This is a genomic window from Pseudomonas macauensis (assembly GCF_047902425.1).
In the GTDB taxonomy this organism is placed as follows: Bacteria; Pseudomonadota; Gammaproteobacteria; order Pseudomonadales; family Pseudomonadaceae; genus Pseudomonas.
On record NZ_CP138377.1, the window covers coordinates 3,173,131 to 3,190,360 of the forward strand.

Here is a 17,230-nt window from a genome sequence, read left to right on the forward strand (position 1 = left end):
ACTCAGGGGGTGACGATGTTGAACATGGGGTCGAAGCTCGACATCGCAGCCATCAGTGCCTTGAACTTGCCGGCATCGCCCTCCAACTTGAGCGCATCCTGCTTGAGTGCGGTGGGGAAGTCCAGCTGCTTCAGGGCGATTCGGTCGAGGGTCGCCTTGCTCATCCGCAGGCTGACGTCCGGCTTGGCATGGCTGGCCCCCTCTCGGTAGGTCAGCACGCCATTGCGCAGGGTCAGGGCGAAGGACTGCGCCGGCTCGTCGAAGTCCCAGTTCAGGGTCATGTCGTGGCCCAGGGCCTTGTCCGAATCCAGGCGCACGGCCAGCAGGTCGAAGAACATCGCCGGGGTCGCGGCGCGCACCAGGTCTTCCACCGGGCGGCCCTTGTAGGGCGGCAGGCCGTTGCGCAGCTCGCTGGCGCCGACCAGGTACATGTTGCGCTGCACGCCCGACTCGGCGGCGTAGCCCAGCTGTTCCAGGGCGGCGGCCTGGGCCTCGCGGGCGGCGCGGTTGTCCGGCTCGGCGAAGACCAGGCGGTTGCCCAGCTCGGCGGCCCAACGGTAGTCGCCCTGCTCCATGGCCTGGCGCACCAGGCCCAGCACCTTGTCGGCGCCGCCCATGGCCGCCACGTAGCGCTTGTCGGCCTGCTCCGGCGGCAGCGGCGCGAGGTTGGCCGGGTTGCCGTCGTAGAAGCCCAGGTAGCGCTGGTACACCGCGCGCACGTTGAAGGCCAGGTTGCCGTAGTAGCCGCGCAGGTACCACTTGCGGTCCAGCTCGCCGGGCAGCTGCTTGACCGCATCGGCGATCTCCAGCGGCGTCAGTCCCTGGTTCAGCAGGTGCAGGGTGCGGTTGTTGATGAAGGCGTACATGTCGCGCTGGTCGGCCAGTTCGGTGCGAATCCGCTCGCCACCCCAGGTCGGCCAGCTGTGCTGGACGAACATCACCTCGGCCTTGTCGCCGTAGCGCACCAGGCTGTCGTCGAGGAATTTCGACCAGGCCTTGGCGTCGCGCACCTCCGCGCCGCGCGGGGTGAGCACGTTATGCATCATGCGGGTGGCGTTCTCGGCCATGCCCAGGGCGTGCCATTGCGGCAGGTACAGGTTCATCTCCGCCGGCGCCTCGGTGCCGGGGGTGAGCTGGAATTCCAGATCGACCCCGGATATCCGCAGAGTTTCCTGAGGCTTGCGGATCAGTTCGGTGGGGGCGATCAGGCCGACGCTGCCGCCTCGCGGCGCCGCCTTGCCCAGGCCGCTGTCCACCAGCGCCTGCTCGCCACGCGGCAGCAGGCTGCCGCCCTGGTACATGGCGCGGCGCAGCATGGCGGTGCCGGCCAGCACGTTCTCGCTGATGGCGTGGTCCATGAAGCCATCGGGAGCGATCACCCGCACCTTGCCGGCTCGCACGTCGGCCTCGTCGATCACCCCGCGCACACCGCCGAAGTGGTCGAGATGGCTGTGGCTGTAGATCACCGCCACCACCGGCTTGTGCGGACGCTTGCTGTAGTAGAGGTCGAGGGCCGCGCGGGCGGTCTCGGCCACCATCAGCGGGTCGATGATGATCAGGCCGTCGTCGCCCTCGATGATGGTCATGTTGGCCAGGTCCAGCCCGCGCACCTGGTAGAGGCGCGCGGCGACCTGGAACAGCCCGGCATGGGTATTGAGCTGTGCCATGCGCCAGAGGCTGGGGTTGACGCTGTCCGGCGCCTTCTCGGCGGCGAGGAAATCGTACTGGTGGGTATCCCACACCACGTTGCCCTGGGCGTCCTTGATGCTCCCGGCGAAGGCTGCCACCAACCCGCGCTTGGCGTCGTCGAAGTCCTGCCGGTCGGCGAACGGCAGGCGGCCGAGCACGGCGTGGTTGGCGGCGATCGTGGCCGGGCTCGCCGGCAGCGGCGCGACGGGCTCGGCGGCCGAAGCCTGGCCGGTGAATGCCACCAGGGCGGCCAACAGGGACAGCGGGAGATATCGGCATTGCATGGTCATTACGTCCTTATCGTCGATGTCCGACCGGCGCGCTGCGCTTCGGATCGGCGTAGCTCATATCGGTGTAGAGATGCCCAGCAAGGTCCGGGCGATCAGCATTTTGTGAGTATCGGTGACGCCGTCGCTCAACGGCAGGCTGAGGGCCTCGCGCACCAGGCGTTCCACCTCGCCGGCCCGCGACAGGCCGTCGGCGCCCTGCAGCTGCACGGCGTTGCGGCAGACCTGCACGGCCATTTCGCTGGCATACCACTTGGCCATGGACACCTGCGGATCGTACGGCAGGCCTGCATCGATCAGCCCATAGGCCCGCCGGCAGAGCAGGCGCGCCGCGTCGGCCAGGGTGGCCATCTCGGCGAGCTGGGCGGCGAGCAAGGTGTCCGGCGCGCCCGCCAGGCGCTGTCGGGCAGGTTCGAGGCTGGCCTCCAGCGCGGCGCGCATCAGCCCCACGCAGAGCAGGCCGGTATCGATGCGCGCCACGTCCAGCGCCCGCAGGCTGTCCTGCAGGCCCACGCCATCCTCACCGAGCAACTGGCAGCCCGGCACCCGCGTCTGGCTGAAAAAGACCTGGGCGGTGGATTGGGAATGCAGCGCAATGCACTCGGCGTTGCGCGTGACGAAGCCATGGGCGCGGCGGTCCACCAGCAGGTGCACCCACTGGTCGTCGGTGCGCGCGGCGACGATGACGAAGTCCGCGTAGTGCCCGTTGGCCACCCAGGTCTGCTCGCCATCGAGGATGAAGTCCTCGCCTTCGCGGCGGGCCGTCACTCGGGGCGTATCCGTCGAGGCACCCGCATCAAGGCAGAAGGCACCGAAGCTGCGGCCGCCGAGGACATCCGGCAGGTAGCGTTCGCGAATCGCGGCCCGCTGCGCCGGCAAGCCGGCGAGGAAGGCGGCCACGGCCTTGTTGGTCTTCACGCACAGGGCCACGTCCGCCGACAGCGTCCCCAGCTCCTCGAACAACATGGCTTCGGTGAGCCGCGCCAGGCCCAGGCCGCCCTGCTCTTCGGCGATGCTCGCGCCGGGCAGGCCGAATTCGGCGATGCCCTGGGCCAACTCGCGCATGCGCCCCTTGGGCAGGCTGCGGTCGCGGAACTCCCGCGCCACCGGCACCACCTCGCTGTCGAGGAACTTGCGGAAACTCGCTACCGCCAGACGCTGTGCTTCGCTCGGCATCTCGTTATGCATCTGCCCTCTCCCTTCCCCAGTGCGGTGCCACCGTGCAACTCCGGCGCCGGTCCGGCCTGAGCCGGACCGTGATGCGCATCCTCCCTGTCGGAGGGCGCGCCTCAAGCCAGGTGGCGAGCGATGATGAGTTTCTGGATGTGGCTGGTACCTTCGTAGATCTTGGTCACCCGTACGTCGCGGCAGTAGCGCTCCACCGGGAAGTCCGCCAGGTAGCCGTAACCACCGTGGATCTGCAGCGCGTCGGAGCAGACCTTCTCGGCCATCTCGCTGGCGAACAGCTTGGCCATCGAGGCTTCCTTGGCACAGGGCACGCCCATTTCGCAGAGGCGCGCGGCATGCACCAGGTACTGGTGCGACAGCTCGACCCGGGTGGCCATGTCGGCCAGGTCGAAAGCCACGCCCTGCAGCTGGATGATCGGCGCGCCGTAGGCTTCGCGCTCCTGCGCATAACCGACCGCCGCCTGCAATGCGGCGCGGGCGGTGCCGGTGGCCACGGCGGCGATCGCCACGCGGCCTTCGGACAGCGAGCCCATCACGTTGCGGTAGCCGGAGCCCTCGGCTCCCAGCAGGTTTTCCGCTGGCACCCGGCACTCGTCCAGCTGGATGGCGGCGACCTGGGCCGAACGCTGGCCCATCTTGTGTTCCACGCGGGTCACCACGTAGCCGGCGTGAACCTTCGGCTCGACGATCAGCAGGCTGCTGCCCTTCTTCCCGGCGTTGCGGTCGGTCACCGCCAGCACCAGTCCGACGCCCGCCTCGTTGCCGTTGGAGATGAACTGCTTGCTGCCATTGAGCACGTAGTTGTCGCCCTCACGCCGGGCGCTGGTGCGGAAGGCCGCGGTGTCCGAACCGGCGTGGGGCTCGCTGAGCAGGAAGGCGCCGATCCGGCTGCCGTCGGCGATGCCCGGCAGGAACTTGCGCTTCTGCTCTTCATTGCCCAGGCGGGCGATGGTCAGGCCCACCGAGTTGTGTACGTGGATCAGGGTGGCGAAGCCGGTGTCGACGGCGGCGAACTCCTCGATCGCCAGGCAATACTCGACGAAGCTGGCGCCGGAGCCGCCGTAGGCTTCGGGCACCAGCATGCCGAGGAAGCCCAGCTCGGCCACGGCCGCCAGCTCCTCGCGGGGCCAGGCGCCGGTGCGGTCGCGCTCGGCGGCGGTTGGCGCCAGAACCTCGGCGGCAACCTTGCGGGCGCTGTCGCGAATCAGCCGCTCCTGTTCGTTCAGGAAGATCGCGGACGTATCACTCATCTTGCTTACCTCACAGTGCAATTCATCAGGGACGCCGTTCGCGGCGGGTTCAGACGCAACGGGCGACGGGTTCGTCGCGCCGCTCGCTCACGCTCGCCTTCGGCGTGGTAACGACGCTGCACGCGGCGCGGAGCCCGGAGGCACCGACGCCACGCAGCAGGAAATGGGAAAGCGCCGGGATGAGCACCAGTGCGCCCAGCATGTTCCAGACGAACATGAAGGTGAGCAGGATGCCCATGTCAGCCTGGAACTTGATCGGCGAGAAGGCCCAGGTGATCACGCCGGCGGCCAGGGTCACGCCCACCAGGGCGACCACCTTGCCGGTGAAGCGCAGGGCGTGGCGGTAGGCCTCCACCAGCGTGGCGCCGGCGCGCTGGCTGGCCAGCTGGATGCTCAGCAGGTAGAGCGCGTAGTCCACGCCGATGCCCACGCCGAGGGCGATCACCGGCAGGGTGGCGACCTTCACGCCCATGCCCAGCACCACCATCAGCGCCTCGCAGAGCACCGAGGTGATCACCAGCGGGACCACCGCGACGATCACTGCGCGCCAGCTGCGGAAGGTGATGAAGCACAGCACCACCACTGCCGCATAGACGTACAGCAGCATGCTCAGGTTGGCCTTCTTCACCACGATGTTGGTGGCCGCTTCGATACCGGCGCTGCCGGCGGCGAGGAGGAACTGGTGCTCTGCCGTGCTGTGCTCGGCGGCGAAGCGCGCGGCGGCCTCGACCACTCGTTCCAGGGTCTGCGCCTTGTGGTCGGCCAGGTAGGCCACCACCGGCATGATCGAGCACTCGGTGTTGAACAGCTCCGGGTTGGTGGTGCTGGCGGTGCGCGCCGCGTAGTTGAGCACGTCCTGGTTCGGCGACAGGGTCAGCCACTTGTTGCTGCCCTCGTAGGAACCGGCGGTGATCTTGCGCACCGCGTCGGCCAGCGACACCGTGCTCTGCACCCCCGGCACCTGCTGCAGGGTCCAGCCCAGGCGGTCGGCCTCGACCAGCGTCTGGTAGGCCAGGCAGCCTTCGGCCGGGGTCTTGACGATCACCGCGAACTGGTCGCTGGACAGCGAGTACTTGCTGGTGATGTAGGCGTTGTCCAGGTTGTAGCGCGAGTTCGGACGCAGCTCGGACGCCCCGGCGTCGAGGTCGCCGATCTTCAGCTGCGTGCTCAGGGCAAAGCCACCGGCCCCCAGCAGAGCGGCGCCGATCAGCAGCGGCGTGGCCCAGCGGCGCTCGGTGAAGCGCTCCAGCAAGGCCCAGACGCCACCAGCGCTGCGCTGTTCGGCACGCAGGCTGCGCGCGGCGGCGCTGGCGCTGACACCGGTATAGGACAGCATCACCGGCAGCAGGATGAGGTTGGTGAACACCAGCAGCGCCACGCCGATCGAGGCGGTGATGGCCAGGTCCTGGATCACCGGGATGTCGATCAGCATCAGCACCGCGAAGCCCACTGCGTCGGCGGCCAGCGCCGTCAGCCCGGCGAGGAACAGGCGGCGGAAGGTGTAGCGCGCCGCCACCAGGCGGTGGGTGCCACGGCCGACGTCCTGCATGATGCCGTTCATCTTCTGTGCCCCGTGGGACACGCCGATGGCGAACACCAGGAACGGCACCAGGATCGAGTACGGGTCCAGCTCGTAACCCAGCAGCGCGATCAGCCCCAGTTGCCAGAGCACCGCCACGCAGGAACAGCCCAGCACCAGCGCGGTGCTGCGCAGGCAGCGGGTCCAGCCATAGATGATCAGCGCGGCGATGATGGCGGCCACGGCGAAGTACAGGACCATCTGCCGCAGACCGTCGAGCAGGTCGCCCACCACCTTGGCGAAGCCGACGATGCGCACCTGGATGTCGGCGCCGTCCTGGGCTCCGGAATACTTCGCGCGGATCGTCTCCAGGCGCTTGGACAGCTCCCAGTAGTCGATCGGCTTGCCGCTGTCGGCGTCCTTGTCCAGCAGCGGCACGAACACCATGCTGGAGCGGTAGTCGCCGCCCACCAGGTTGCCCAGCAGCTGCGCGCGGCCGATGTTCTGCCGCAGCTGCTCGATGTCCTGATTGGTGCCGGAATAGTTGTCGGGCATCACCGGGCCGCCGGCGAAGCCCTCCTCGGTCACCTCGTTCCAGCGCACCACCGGCATCCACAGCGACTTGACGTTGGCGCGGTCGACGCCCGGGGTGAGGAAGAGTTCGTCGTTGATCTGCTTGAGGGCCTGCAGGTAGGCCGGGTCGAAGATGTCGCCCTTGCGGTTCTCCACCACCACGCGCACGGCGTTGCCCAGGCCCTTGAGTTCGTCGCGGTACTCCAGGAAGTTGCGGATGTACGGCTGGTTGTGCGGGATGGTCTTTTCGAACGCCGCGTTCAGCGTCAGCCCGCGTGCCTGCCAGGCCAGCAGCGCGGTGGCCAGCAGGCACAGCAGCACCACCACCAGGCGGTGGTTGAAGATCAACCGCTCCAGACGGCTGCCCGACGCGTGATCGAAATCGCGCAGGTCGGCGATGGTCTGCAGGTGGTCGGTGGAATTGTCGATAGCCATCACGTTACCCCGAATGCTGGTGTTCTCATTGCAGGCTTTCCAGGCGCACGCCGCCCAGGCCGACCAGGGCCACCTTGGCGCCCGGCGCCGCGGCCACGGCGAAGTTCGGCGCCGCGCGCGCGACCTTCAGCGGGTGGAAGCTGGCGCCCTGGTCGGTGGAGCGCAGCAGCTCGCCGGACTGGCTGCCCAGGACGATCGAACCGTCGGCCAGCACGGTGCCGGCGTTGAGCCCGGCGTCGGTGCCGGTCTGTACCTTGTGCCAGCTGGCGCCACCGTCGGTGCTGCGCAGGGCGTTGCCGCGCAGTCCGTAGACCAGCACCACCTCGGGCGTGCCGACGATGCCGAACAGGGTGCCCTGGTAAGGCAGCTCCAGTGCGCGGAAGCGTTGCTGCCGGGCGTCGAACTTGAGCACCAGCCCCTGCTCGCCCACCATGAACAGCGTGCCGGCCGCCGGGCGCATGGCGTACAGGTGCATGCCACGCGGGTTTTCCACGCGGTCGAGCCAGGGCGTCCAGTGCTGGCCGCCGTCCTCGGTGCGCAGGATCAGGTTGAAGGCGCCGATGGCGTAGCCGCGTTTGTCGTCTTCGAACCACACGTCCAGCAGCGGCTTGTCCGCGCCCTGCGCAACGGCCAGCTCGGCCTCGTGTTGCAGGCGCGCCGCGTCGGGGTCGTCCGGGTTGGCCGGTCGGCCGTACTGGCGCTGCAGCAGTTCGGCGATCTGCGGGCCGTCGAGCTGGCGCGTCCAGCTGTGGCCGCCGTCGGCGCTGTGCAGGATCACGCCTTCGTGCCCCACCGCCCAGCCCTGCTGGGGGCTGGGAAACGCCAGGGCGTTGAGGTCGGAGCTGACCGGCACCGCGGCCTGGGTCCAGCTCTGACCGTCGTCGGAATACAGGATGTGCCCGCGCTGCCCGGCGACCACCAGGCGCTGCCCGGCCACGGCCAGTGCGTTGAGCGGCGCCTTCAGCGCCAGGGCGCTTGCCGGCGCCGGAACGTCCATGGGTGCGACGAAGGCCGGCTGCGCCGTGACCGCACCCGCCAGTACGGCCAAGCCTAAAGCCAGCGGAACGCCGAGGATTCTTCTGAACATCTGTTGCCCTCACATCGGTTGTGCCCCGGCAGGAAGTCGCCGGGGCGGTGCGGCGGACGCCGGGCGCCCGCCGCCGTTTCACGCGTGGAGCCGGGCTGGCTCCGCACGCGACACGCTCTGCACTCAGATACTGGTCTTGAAGGTGAAGTACAGGGCGCCACGGTCCTCGAGCAGGGACTGACTGCCGCTGGGAGTGAGGGCCGCGCCGTTGGCGTTCTTCGAGAAGTCGCCGAAGTAGTCGACGTACTTCAGGTCGAAGCGGTAGCGGCTGTACAGGTCCAGCGCCATGCCGACGGCATAGCTGCCGGCGTCCTCGTTGCCGCCGGAGGCGACCGCCGAGTTGCCCTGCAGGCCCACCGAGTAGCTCAGCGGCATGCTCAGGTCGCCGCCCGGGAACACCTGGTACCAGGTCGGCGTGAAGTTCACCGCCATGGTGTAGGCGTTGCGGGTCACGGCGTCGATGTTGGTCGACACGGCCTTGTACTGCGAGCTGCCCTTGAACAGGTTCAGCGGGTCGTCATTGACCGACACCCAGCGGCTCCAGGTCAGTTCGGTGGCCCAGGAAGCGGCGTCGAACAGCGGCGTGGAGCTGACCGAACCGATGGCGTTGAGCACGCCGTGCACGGTGTCGCCACGGGCGCCGAGGATGTCGCCACGGTCCGGCAGCGCGGACAGTTTGGTCACCCGCGCCGGACTGCTCACCAGCGGCATGTTGTGGCGATAGTTCAGGTCCAGGCCGAAGCTGATGCCGGCGACTTCCTTGGACAGGCTGAAGCCGTACATGTCGATGTCCGACCCGTAGTCCATGAAGTACTGCGGCTTGCGGGTCTGCAGCAGGATGACCTGCGGCAGGGTGTCGGAGAAGCGGCGCACGTAGAGGCCCAGGGTGGCGTCCAGCGCCTCCGGGGTCCAGCGTGCCATGACGCCCCAGTCGCCGGAGTCATGCGGCTCGATGTCGTCGCCGTGGGTGGCGCGCAGGTTCGGGGTGAGGATGAACGACTCGCCACCCTGCAGGTAGATGTCGGAGAAGCCCAGGTAGGTGCCCGCCTCCGGCACCCGCGACGGCCGCCATTCGAGGAAGTACTGGGCGGCGAACGACAGCTCCGGGTTGACCTGCAGCTGCGTCGACAGCTGGGTGCGCGGGATGTACAGCTCCTTGGCCTCGATGCCGGGCAGCGCCAGGGCCTTGCCCTGGTCCAGCGGCGCCTGGCCGTAGGAAATGCCGTGGATCGCGCCGCTGCCCAGCAGCGATTCGCCCCAGTTGACGGTGTGGCGGCCGGCACGCATCTGCAGCGGCGAGTCACCCAGGTTGAAGGAGCCGAACACGAAGGCGTCGAGGATTTCGCCCGAGGGGCCTTCGTAGTAGCGGTTGGCGTAGCGGCTCAGACCTTGCGCCGGCCGGCCGTCGCCGTTGAGGTGGTTGGACGTGGCGGTGTTGTCGCCGTCCAGGCTCCCGGCATAGGCATCGTCGTACCAGAGCGCGGCGCTCACGCGCGCACCGTACTTCTGCTTGTAGACCAGGTCGCTCTCGCTGAGGATGTCGATGCGGTTGGCGACGATGCTGTTCTTCTTGAAATTGCGGTCGCCATCGTCGTTGTTGGGGTTCTTCAGGATCGCCTGCTTCTGGTCGTCGATACGCTTGCCGAGGTTGTAACGGAAGGTATTGTCGAAGCGCAGTTGCAGGTCCGGGTTACCGGTATCGATCTCGATGGCCCGGGCATTGCCCGCACCCAAAGCGCACAACACCAGGACGCTCGCGCTCAGTGCCTGGGATACAGCTGGCTGATTCTTCATCATCTTGTTCTTGTCGTTGGCCATGTGTGTGTCCTCTCTCCCCTCGATATCCAGGCCGCGGGCCGATGGCGCGAAGCCAGGAAGACGCTCAATCAGTGATCGAGTGGAGCAAGGGTGCCAGCGGCCGACGAAAGCACTCCCCCCCTTTTTTTGGGGGCACTCCCCCCCTCCTCGCGCGGCCACCCTGACAACCTGGCCGGCGCGCACAGCGGCCGCCGGCAGGCGATCACCAAGGAGCGACGATGGACAACGACAACCGGCCCCGGCACGACGGCGGGCTGACCTATCCCTGTGGCCCCCGTCCGGCCTTCGGCGAGATGCGTGAAGTGGCGCCCGGGGTGCAGTGGACCCGCATGCCGCTGCCACTGTCCCTGGCAGCGATCAACCTGTGGCTGCTGGACGACGACAGCGGCTACACCCTGGTCGACACCGGCATCAACAGCCCCGAGGCGCGCCAGACCTGGGAGCAACTGTTCGATGGTGCACTGCACGGGCGGGCGCTGCAGCGAGTGCTGGTCACCCACCTGCATCCGGACCATGTCGGCCTCGCCGGCTGGCTCTGCGCGCGCTTCGACTGCCGCCTGTGGATGACCCGCCTGGAGTATATGCAGTGCCGGGTACTGGCCGGCGATACCGGACGCGAGGCGCCACCCGAGGGGCTGGCCTTCTACCGCCGGGCCGGTTGGGACGAGGATGCATTGGCGATGTACCGCTCACGCTTCGGCAATTTCGGCCGGATGATCTGGCAGTTGCCCGACAGCTTCCGGCGCATCCGCGACGGCGAGTCCGTGCGGATCGGCAATCACCACTGGGAAGTGGTGGTCGGCGCCGGCCACACCCCCGAGCACGCCTGCCTGTACGATCCAGCGCGGCGCCTGCTGATCACCGGCGACCAGGTGCTGCCGAGGATTTCGTCGAACCTTTCGGTTCACCCCATCGAACCCGACGCCGACCCGATCGGCGACTGGCTGGTCTCGCTGGTGGTGTTGCGCCAGCGCATCGCCGACGACGTACTGGTGCTGCCCGCCCATGGCGAACCCTTCCATGGCCTGCACGCCCGCCTGGACCAGTTGCGCGACAGCCTGCTCGCCACGCTGCAACGGCTGCGCCAGGGCTTGCAGCGGCCACGGCGCGCGATCGATACCTTCGAACTGCTGTTCTCCCGGCCGATACCCATGACCGACGGCAGCCTGATGAGCCTGGCGACCGGGGAAAGCCTGGCGCACCTGAACCACCTGCTGCATCGCGGCGAACTGGAAGTCGAGACCGACAGCGACGGCGTCGCCTGGTATCGCCTGCGCAGCGAAGCCGCCACCGAGGAAACCTCAGCATGAGCAAGCCACAACCCGAAGTCCTGGAAGCCTACGCCTACGCCCAACCAATCCCGACCCGCTGGATGGACAACGACGTCTATGGCCACGTCAACAACGTCGTCTACTACAGCTACTTCGACACCGTGGTGAACAGCTACCTGATCCGCCATGGCGTCCTGGACTACCTGGCCGGCGACACCATCGGCCTGGTGATCGAGACGCAGTGCAACTACTTCGCTTCGCTGAGCTTCCCCGATACCGTCAACGCCGCACTGCGCGTGGCGAGCATCGGCAACTCCAGCGTGCGCTACGAGATCGGGCTGTTCCGCAATGACGAGCGGACCTGCGCGGCCAAAGGGCATTTCGTGCACGTCTACGTCGACCGCGAAACGCGCCGCCCGGTGCCCCTGCCCGCAGCGTTACGCCAGGTGCTGGAAGGCCTGCAGGTTCAGGCCGAGCCGGCCTGAAGGTTCGGGCGGCGCCAGCCAGCGCCGCCCGGCGGTTTCAGCGGGTGCCGCACTGGATGTCGAGGGTCAGCGCGTTCAGGTAGGAATTCTCGGCCACGTGGCGAACCAGCGCCGCGAACTCCTCGGGCCGGCCCATGCGCCGGGGGAACAACAGGCTGTTGACGATGGTTTCGGAGACCTTCGCCGGCATGCCGGCGGACATGCCCGACTCGAACAGGCCCGGCGCCAGGCTCACCACGCGGATGCCATGCTCGGCCAGGTCACGGGCGATCGGCAGGGTCATGCCGATAACCCCGGCCTTGCTCGCGCTGTAGGCCGCCTGGCCCATCTGCCCTTCGCGCGCGGCGCCGGACGCGGTATTGATGATGACGCCACGCTCGCCGCCCTCGTCCGGTTCATTGGCGCTCATCGCCAGGGCCGCATGGCGGATGACGTTGAAGGTGCCGGTCAGGTTGACCGCCAGTACGCGGTTCCACAGTTCGGTGGGGAACAGCTGGCCCTTGGAGAGTGTCTTGCTTGGGCCGAGGATGCCGGCGCAGTTCACCGCCACGTGCAGGCCACCCAGCTCGCCCACCACCTGCTCGATGGCGGCACTGACACTGGACTCGTCGGCCACGTCGACGGCGATGCCGCGGATTTCGCCGCCCAGCGCGGCGTCCAGGCGCTCCTGCTGCAGGTCCAGGCCGACCACCCGCGCGCCGGCGGCAGCCAGGGCGCGACAGGTGGCGAGGCCGAGCCCCGAAGCGGCCCCGGTGACGATGGCGACCTTGTTGTGCAGATTCATGCGCGTGCTTCTCCCAGGTTCGTGATTCGTACGGCCACTGCGGCCGGCCGTCGAGCTTAGGCAGCGTCTGGCGCGGGCGTCCCACCCCCTTTTTAGGGGGTAGCGGACGTCCGCCGGGGCCTCGAAAAAGCGCGGGATTGACGGTCCTTGACGCTCTCCAGACACTCCAGTACGGTCGCCTTTGCACCTTCATGCCTGACCGCGCCACCGCCCCCGAGAAGGGCCGGCGTTCGCGGCCAACCATCAAGCGTCAGGGAAAAAATGACAATAAATCCCGCCCGACACCTGGTGTCGACCAAGTTCTCCCCGCCGCGCATCGGCACCAAGCACGTGCCGCGCGCCAACCTGATCGCCCAGCTCGACCAGATGCACGAGTGCCGCCTGGCGCTGATCACCGGCGCCGCCGGCTACGGCAAGACCACCCTGCTGGCGCAATGGCGCCAGGCCCGCCTGAAGGCCGGCGCCGAGGTTGCCTGGATCTCGCTGACCGCCGACGACAAGGGCTACGCGCCCTTCTGCACCGCGCTGATCGAAGCGCTGCGCCGGCTGGGCGTCGGCGTGGAGTTCGACCTGCTGCAGGAAGACGGCACCGCCACCGCGATGGACGCCACCATCGCCGCCATCGTCGATGCCGCGGAGAACCTGTCCAAGGAGCTCTACCTGATCCTCGACGACTATCACCATGTCGAGGTGCCGCTGGCCCACAAGCTGGTGCAGAAACTGCTCGACCAGGGCCCCGGCAACCTGCACCTGGTGATCGCCTCTCGGGTCGCGCCACCGCTGAGCCTGTCGCGCCTGCGAGTGATGCAGCAGGTGGTGGAGATCGAGAGCGTCACCCTGCCCTTCGACCCCGCCGAGACGCGTACCTTCGTCGAGGAGAACCTCGGCCGCGACAAGCTCAACGCCGACGAACTGAACCTGATCCACGAACTCACCAGCGGCTGGCCGTCCTGCCTGCAGCTGATCGTGATCATGCTGAAGAACCGCCCCGACACCCGTTCCATCCTGCATGACCTGATCTGGCGCTCCAGCGACCTGCAGACCTACCTCAGCGAAGAGGTGGTCGAGCACCTGCCGGCCGAACTGGTGGAGTTCGCCGAGGCGCTGTCGCTGTTCCGCCGCTTCAACGCCGCCATGGCCCGCGCGGTGACCGACAGGGCCGACGCCGCCGAGCTGATCAAGCGCATGGAGGACGAGAACCTGCTGATCTACCGTGTCGACTCCGACGACCGCCTCGCCTGGTACCGCCTGCACCCACTGTTCGGCGAGTTCCTCGCCACCCGCCTGGCCCGCCACGGCGGCGACCTGCAGAAGCAACTGCACCAGCGCGCGGCACGCTGGTTCGCCGAGCACCGCTGCCTGACCGAAGCCGTGCGCCACGCAAGCCTGGGCGAGGACCTGGACTTCGCCACCCAGGTCATCGAGCGCACCGCGCCCTCGACCTGGAGCCTGGAGTACCTGGGGCCCACGCTACACCTGCTGGAGCGCCTGCCCGAAGAGGTGCTGCTACGCCACAAGCGCCTGCTCTTCCTCGCCTGCCTGACGGTGTCGCTGACCTCGCGGCCGGCTCGGGCCAAGGCCTGGCTGCAACACCTGAGCACGGCGGACCTGCAGGGGCTGCCGGAAATCGCCAACGGCCTGCCGATGATCCGTGCCGCCATCGCCGTGCAGGACGACGACACCGATCTGGTCATCGAACTGCTGGAGCCGCTGCGCGATGCCAGCGTGGAGAACCCCTTCCTGCGCTACGTGCTGCTGTCGGCGCTGACCGTCGCCTACTCCGCGGCCGGCCGTTACAGCGACGCCCGCCGGCTGTTCGACCAGCACCCGATTCCTCCCGAGGACCGTGGCAACGACATGGCCATGGTCGCGGAGTTCTCCAGCGCCACCAACCTGGTCGCCGCCGGCAACTTCCGCGATTTCGAGAAGGTCGGTTCGCAGCTGCTCGAGCACTCCACCCGTGAGGGCGGCAACCGCTCCATCTGCGCCAACCTCTGCGCCAGCGCCCTGACCGAGGTCTTCTACGAACTCGACCGCATCGACGACTCCCGCGAGACCATCGCCAACCGCTTCGGCCTGCTGCATTCCTCCGTGCCGGACGTGATCGTGCGCACCAACGTCACCCGCGTACGCCTGGATCTTTTGCAGAAGGGCTCCGAGGCCGCGCTGGCGTTCCTCGAACAGCAGATCGCCCACCTGCGTTGCCTTGGCCAGGTCCGCCCGGTGGCGCAACTGCTGGGCGAGGAAATCCGCGTACTGCTGCTCAAGGGCAGCCGCGGCCGGGCCGGCGAACTGCTGGAAACCCTCGACGAACTGGCACGCCAGCATGGCACCGAGCGCGGCGCCCGTGCCGAACTGCCGGCGATTGCCGCACTGGCCCGCGCCCGCGTTCTCAAGGCCGAGGACTCGGAACAGACCCTGGCCCAACTGGAGATCGTTCGCGCCTACGCCAAGGCCTTCGATCGCGGCCGCATGGCGGTGCTGGCCGACCTGCTCGCGGCCTCCACCCTGGAGGACCTCAAGCGACCCGACGAAGCCCTGCAGCGCGCACGCCAGGCGGTCAGCGACGGACAGCGCTTCGGCCTGGTCCGCACCTTCATCGATGAAGGTCCGCTGGCGGAAAGACTGCTCGCCCGCCTGGTCGAGGAGCAGGCGGTGGAAGGCGAGGTGCTGGCCTACACCGAGGAACTGCTCGCCAAGCTCAACGACCCCTTCGCGGTCAACGCCAGCGCTCCCCGCCCGCGCCGCGCCCTACCGACGAAGACCCAGGCCGTGCTGACCAAGCGCGAGATCGACATCCTCGCGCTGGTGGCCCAGGCCATGTCGAGCAAGCGCATCGCCCATACGCTGGACATCACCCTGGAAACGGTGAAGTGGAACCTGCGCAACATCTTCGCCAAGCTCGGTGTTTCCAGCCGTTACGACGCGATGATCTGGGCGAAGAACCACAACCTCATCGAATAGCCGCTAGCTGACGAGCCGCCGGCCAGAATCGCCTCGCCGGCATAGCTGATCCTCCGCGTCTGCCGTGCGGGCCTTCTGCTTACCGACACCGAGGCCAGATCAGCGTATCGCAGTCGTGAAAATGCGAGGTGTTTTCACACCTCGCAGGTTCACTTCAAGCGCCGCCTTCGTTCAGTACTGCTCCTTATCCAGCCGCTGGGTCACTGCCTCGGGGTAGTAGGCGATCTTCAGCGTGCGGCGCTGCCCCATCAGTTGGCCCTCCCCGTACCAGGTGATGTTGTCCTGGCGCAGGGTCATGCCATCGTTGCTGTACTCGTACTCCCCACCATTGGAAGTGCCGAAGGCGAACCGCTGGCTATCGAGGCGCTTGATATTGAAGCGCGTACCCGGCAAGGGCATCTGCTGCTTTACGCGCTGGAGGAACGCCGGCGCGAGTTCGGAGAACAGCTCGCGGGTGCGCGCCTGGTACTGGGCGTCGGTCAGGCCCGGAGTCTGCTGCAGCTTGTCGGCGATCAGGCTGAAGTACTCGGCGTCGGTACGAGCCAGGGCGATACGCACCGCCATGACCTCGGCCAGCCGCGCCTGGTCGATCCGCAGCTTGCCATCAGTACTCTTGCCATCAGCGAGGAACTCGTTGCCGTCGACCTGGATCAGCGGCGCGGTCGCCAGGTAGGCGGCACAGGCGATCTGCTGCCCGGTACGGTTGCCGCTGACCAGCAATGCGGTCACGCCGCCCTTCTTCTTCAGGTTCTCGCTGTTTTCACCGCTGGCCGCGACGAAGCGATCGACCTCCGCCTGGCTGGTCTCGCCGCGGGCCAGGCCGCAGATATGCTGCATCACCGCCGGATTGCGCTTGCCGTCCACCAGGGGCGTCATGCTGAACAGCGCGTTACGGATCACCGGCAGCGCCGGGTATTCCAGCGTGCCGAGGGCCTTGGCGGGTGTGACGTTGGTTGCGGCAGTCTGGTCGCTGCCCTTGCAGCCGGACAGAAGGCAGAACGGCAGGAGCATCGCGGTCAGCCATTTGCTGTGAGTAGTCATGGCTCGTTCCTCACTCTTGATGGGTTTGCGCCAGGCTGGCGCTGGATTCAACGACGACCCGGCGGTCCGCCGCCAGGCAACGGATCAACTGAGCGCGCGGTGCATCCGGGCAGGCAGCAAGCGGCTCGGCCGCACCGACGCCACGCACCTGCATCAGCGCCGCCGGCACGCCGGCAGCGGCCAGGTAGTCGCGCACGGCCTCGGCGCGCTGGCGCGACAGGTCGAGGTTGTAGGCCGGCGATCCGAGGCGGTCGGTGTGTCCGGTAATGCTGATCCGTTGCGGATGCTGCGCCTTGAGCTGTACAGCCAGGCGTCCGAGGCTGTCACGGCCGGCGTCGCTCAGGCTGGCGCTGCCGAAGGCGAAAGTCGCGTCGCCGGCCAGGGTGACGCGCTGCGCCGGTTGGACGGCGGGCTCGGCAACAGGCGCGGGCTTGAGCTGGCCGAGGCAGTCGGCGGGCAGGAACAGGAAGCTCTGCGCCTGCATGTCCTTGTCGAACAGCACCTTGTACTGGCAGACCAGGTCAGCCTGATTGGCACGACGGAAACGCAGGATGTAGTCCCACTCACGTACGCCGAACAGGCCTTCGTTGAAGTGAGGGGCGCCGAGCAGTTCGTAGAGCTGCGCCTTCGCCATGCCCGGCTGAACCTTGAACAGGTTTTCCAGGTTCACGTAGCTACCCTGCGGACGATAGGAATCACCGATGGCGGGGAACTTCGGTGCACTGCTGTGGCCCTGCTGGTCGACGGTGCTGAGGTTGCCGCAGGCCGCCAGAAGCAGGCCGGCGCAGGCCATGGCCAGGGTACGTACGACGGGGGATTTGAAAGTGTTCATCTTGATC

General features: G+C 67.8%; 12 protein-coding genes. 3 read left to right on the forward strand and 9 right to left on the reverse strand.

Annotated elements, in window-relative coordinates:
- Positions 1 to 2: 2 nt before the first annotated feature.
- The 6 genes from SD196_RS14680 to SD196_RS14705 form a co-directional block, all read right to left on the reverse strand.
- Positions 3 to 1,973: an alkyl/aryl-sulfatase gene (locus SD196_RS14680; RefSeq protein ID WP_416310307.1), complete on the reverse strand. Its 1,971-nt coding sequence runs from the start codon at positions 1,971 to 1,973 to the stop codon at positions 3 to 5.
- Between the two features lie 60 nt (positions 1,974 to 2,033).
- Positions 2,034 to 3,164, reverse strand: a complete 1,131-nt coding sequence (locus tag SD196_RS14685; protein ID WP_416310308.1) for an acyl-CoA dehydrogenase family protein — start codon at positions 3,162 to 3,164, stop codon at positions 2,034 to 2,036.
- Positions 3,165 to 3,265: 101 nt separating this feature from the next.
- Entirely contained in the window at positions 3,266 to 4,414 is a 1,149-nt protein-coding gene (locus SD196_RS14690) for an acyl-CoA dehydrogenase family protein (RefSeq protein WP_275611721.1), read from the reverse strand.
- 49 nt (positions 4,415 to 4,463) lie between these two features.
- Positions 4,464 to 6,941: an efflux RND transporter permease subunit gene (locus SD196_RS14695; protein WP_416310309.1), complete on the reverse strand. Its 2,478-nt coding sequence runs from the start codon at positions 6,939 to 6,941 to the stop codon at positions 4,464 to 4,466.
- Between the two features lie 25 nt (positions 6,942 to 6,966).
- A complete protein-coding gene (locus SD196_RS14700; protein ID WP_416310310.1) occupies positions 6,967 to 8,028 on the reverse strand; it encodes a YCF48-related protein in 1,062 nt (353 codons plus the stop codon).
- A gap of 123 nt (positions 8,029 to 8,151) precedes the next feature.
- Positions 8,152 to 9,846, reverse strand: a complete 1,695-nt coding sequence (locus SD196_RS14705) for a DUF1302 domain-containing protein (protein WP_275611718.1) — start codon at positions 9,844 to 9,846, stop codon at positions 8,152 to 8,154.
- 218 nt (positions 9,847 to 10,064) lie between these two features.
- On the opposite strand from SD196_RS14705, the gene SD196_RS14710 reads away from it, so the two are divergent.
- Positions 10,065 to 11,156 (forward strand): MBL fold metallo-hydrolase, encoded by a 1,092-nt coding sequence (locus SD196_RS14710; protein ID WP_416310311.1) that lies wholly within the window; start codon positions 10,065 to 10,067, stop codon positions 11,154 to 11,156.
- Positions 11,153 to 11,602: an acyl-CoA thioesterase gene (locus SD196_RS14715; protein ID WP_275611716.1), complete on the forward strand. Its 450-nt coding sequence runs from the start codon at positions 11,153 to 11,155 to the stop codon at positions 11,600 to 11,602. The genes SD196_RS14710 and SD196_RS14715 overlap by 4 nt, the downstream gene beginning before the upstream one ends.
- Before the next feature lie 37 nt (positions 11,603 to 11,639).
- On the opposite strand, the gene SD196_RS14720 is transcribed toward SD196_RS14715, so the two are convergent.
- Positions 11,640 to 12,386 (reverse strand): SDR family NAD(P)-dependent oxidoreductase, encoded by a 747-nt coding sequence (locus SD196_RS14720; protein ID WP_331319411.1) that lies wholly within the window; start codon positions 12,384 to 12,386, stop codon positions 11,640 to 11,642.
- A gap of 261 nt (positions 12,387 to 12,647) precedes the next feature.
- On the opposite strand from SD196_RS14720, the gene SD196_RS14725 reads away from it, so the two are divergent.
- Positions 12,648 to 15,350, forward strand: coding sequence for a LuxR C-terminal-related transcriptional regulator (locus tag SD196_RS14725; protein WP_416310312.1), 2,703 nt, complete (start codon positions 12,648 to 12,650; stop codon positions 15,348 to 15,350).
- 171 nt (positions 15,351 to 15,521) lie between these two features.
- On the opposite strand, the gene SD196_RS14730 is transcribed toward SD196_RS14725, so the two are convergent.
- Together SD196_RS14730 and SD196_RS14735 are read right to left on the reverse strand one after the other, a co-directional pair.
- A complete protein-coding gene (locus SD196_RS14730; RefSeq protein ID WP_416310313.1) occupies positions 15,522 to 16,391 on the reverse strand; it encodes a hypothetical protein in 870 nt (289 codons plus the stop codon).
- 10 nt (positions 16,392 to 16,401) lie between these two features.
- A complete protein-coding gene (locus tag SD196_RS14735) occupies positions 16,402 to 17,223 on the reverse strand; it encodes an OmpA family protein (protein ID WP_416310314.1) in 822 nt (273 codons plus the stop codon).
- Between the last annotated feature and the right edge of the window lie 7 nt (positions 17,224 to 17,230).

Excerpts from the sequence above, each read along its gene's own strand:
- SD196_RS14720 (WP_331319411.1), bottom strand. The coding sequence starts at position 12,386 with ATGAATCTGCACAACAAGGTCGCCATCGTCACCGGGGCCGCTTCGGGG.
- SD196_RS14715 (WP_275611716.1), top strand. The coding sequence starts at position 11,153 with ATGAGCAAGCCACAACCCGAAGTCCTGGAAGCCTACGCCTACGCCCAA.
- SD196_RS14735 (WP_416310314.1), bottom strand. The coding sequence starts at position 17,223 with ATGAACACTTTCAAATCCCCCGTCGTACGTACCCTGGCCATGGCCTGC.
- SD196_RS14705 (WP_275611718.1), bottom strand. The coding sequence starts at position 9,846 with ATGGCCAACGACAAGAACAAGATGATGAAGAATCAGCCAGCTGTATCC.
- SD196_RS14725 (WP_416310312.1), top strand. The coding sequence starts at position 12,648 with ATGACAATAAATCCCGCCCGACACCTGGTGTCGACCAAGTTCTCCCCG.
- SD196_RS14680 (WP_416310307.1), bottom strand. The coding sequence starts at position 1,973 with ATGCAATGCCGATATCTCCCGCTGTCCCTGTTGGCCGCCCTGGTGGCA.
- SD196_RS14730 (WP_416310313.1), bottom strand. The coding sequence starts at position 16,391 with ATGACTACTCACAGCAAATGGCTGACCGCGATGCTCCTGCCGTTCTGC.
- SD196_RS14690 (WP_275611721.1), bottom strand. The coding sequence starts at position 4,414 with ATGAGTGATACGTCCGCGATCTTCCTGAACGAACAGGAGCGGCTGATT.
- SD196_RS14700 (WP_416310310.1), bottom strand. The coding sequence starts at position 8,028 with ATGTTCAGAAGAATCCTCGGCGTTCCGCTGGCTTTAGGCTTGGCCGTA.
- SD196_RS14685 (WP_416310308.1), bottom strand. The coding sequence starts at position 3,164 with ATGCATAACGAGATGCCGAGCGAAGCACAGCGTCTGGCGGTAGCGAGT.
- SD196_RS14710 (WP_416310311.1), top strand. The coding sequence starts at position 10,065 with ATGGACAACGACAACCGGCCCCGGCACGACGGCGGGCTGACCTATCCC.
- SD196_RS14695 (WP_416310309.1), bottom strand. The coding sequence starts at position 6,941 with ATGGCTATCGACAATTCCACCGACCACCTGCAGACCATCGCCGACCTG.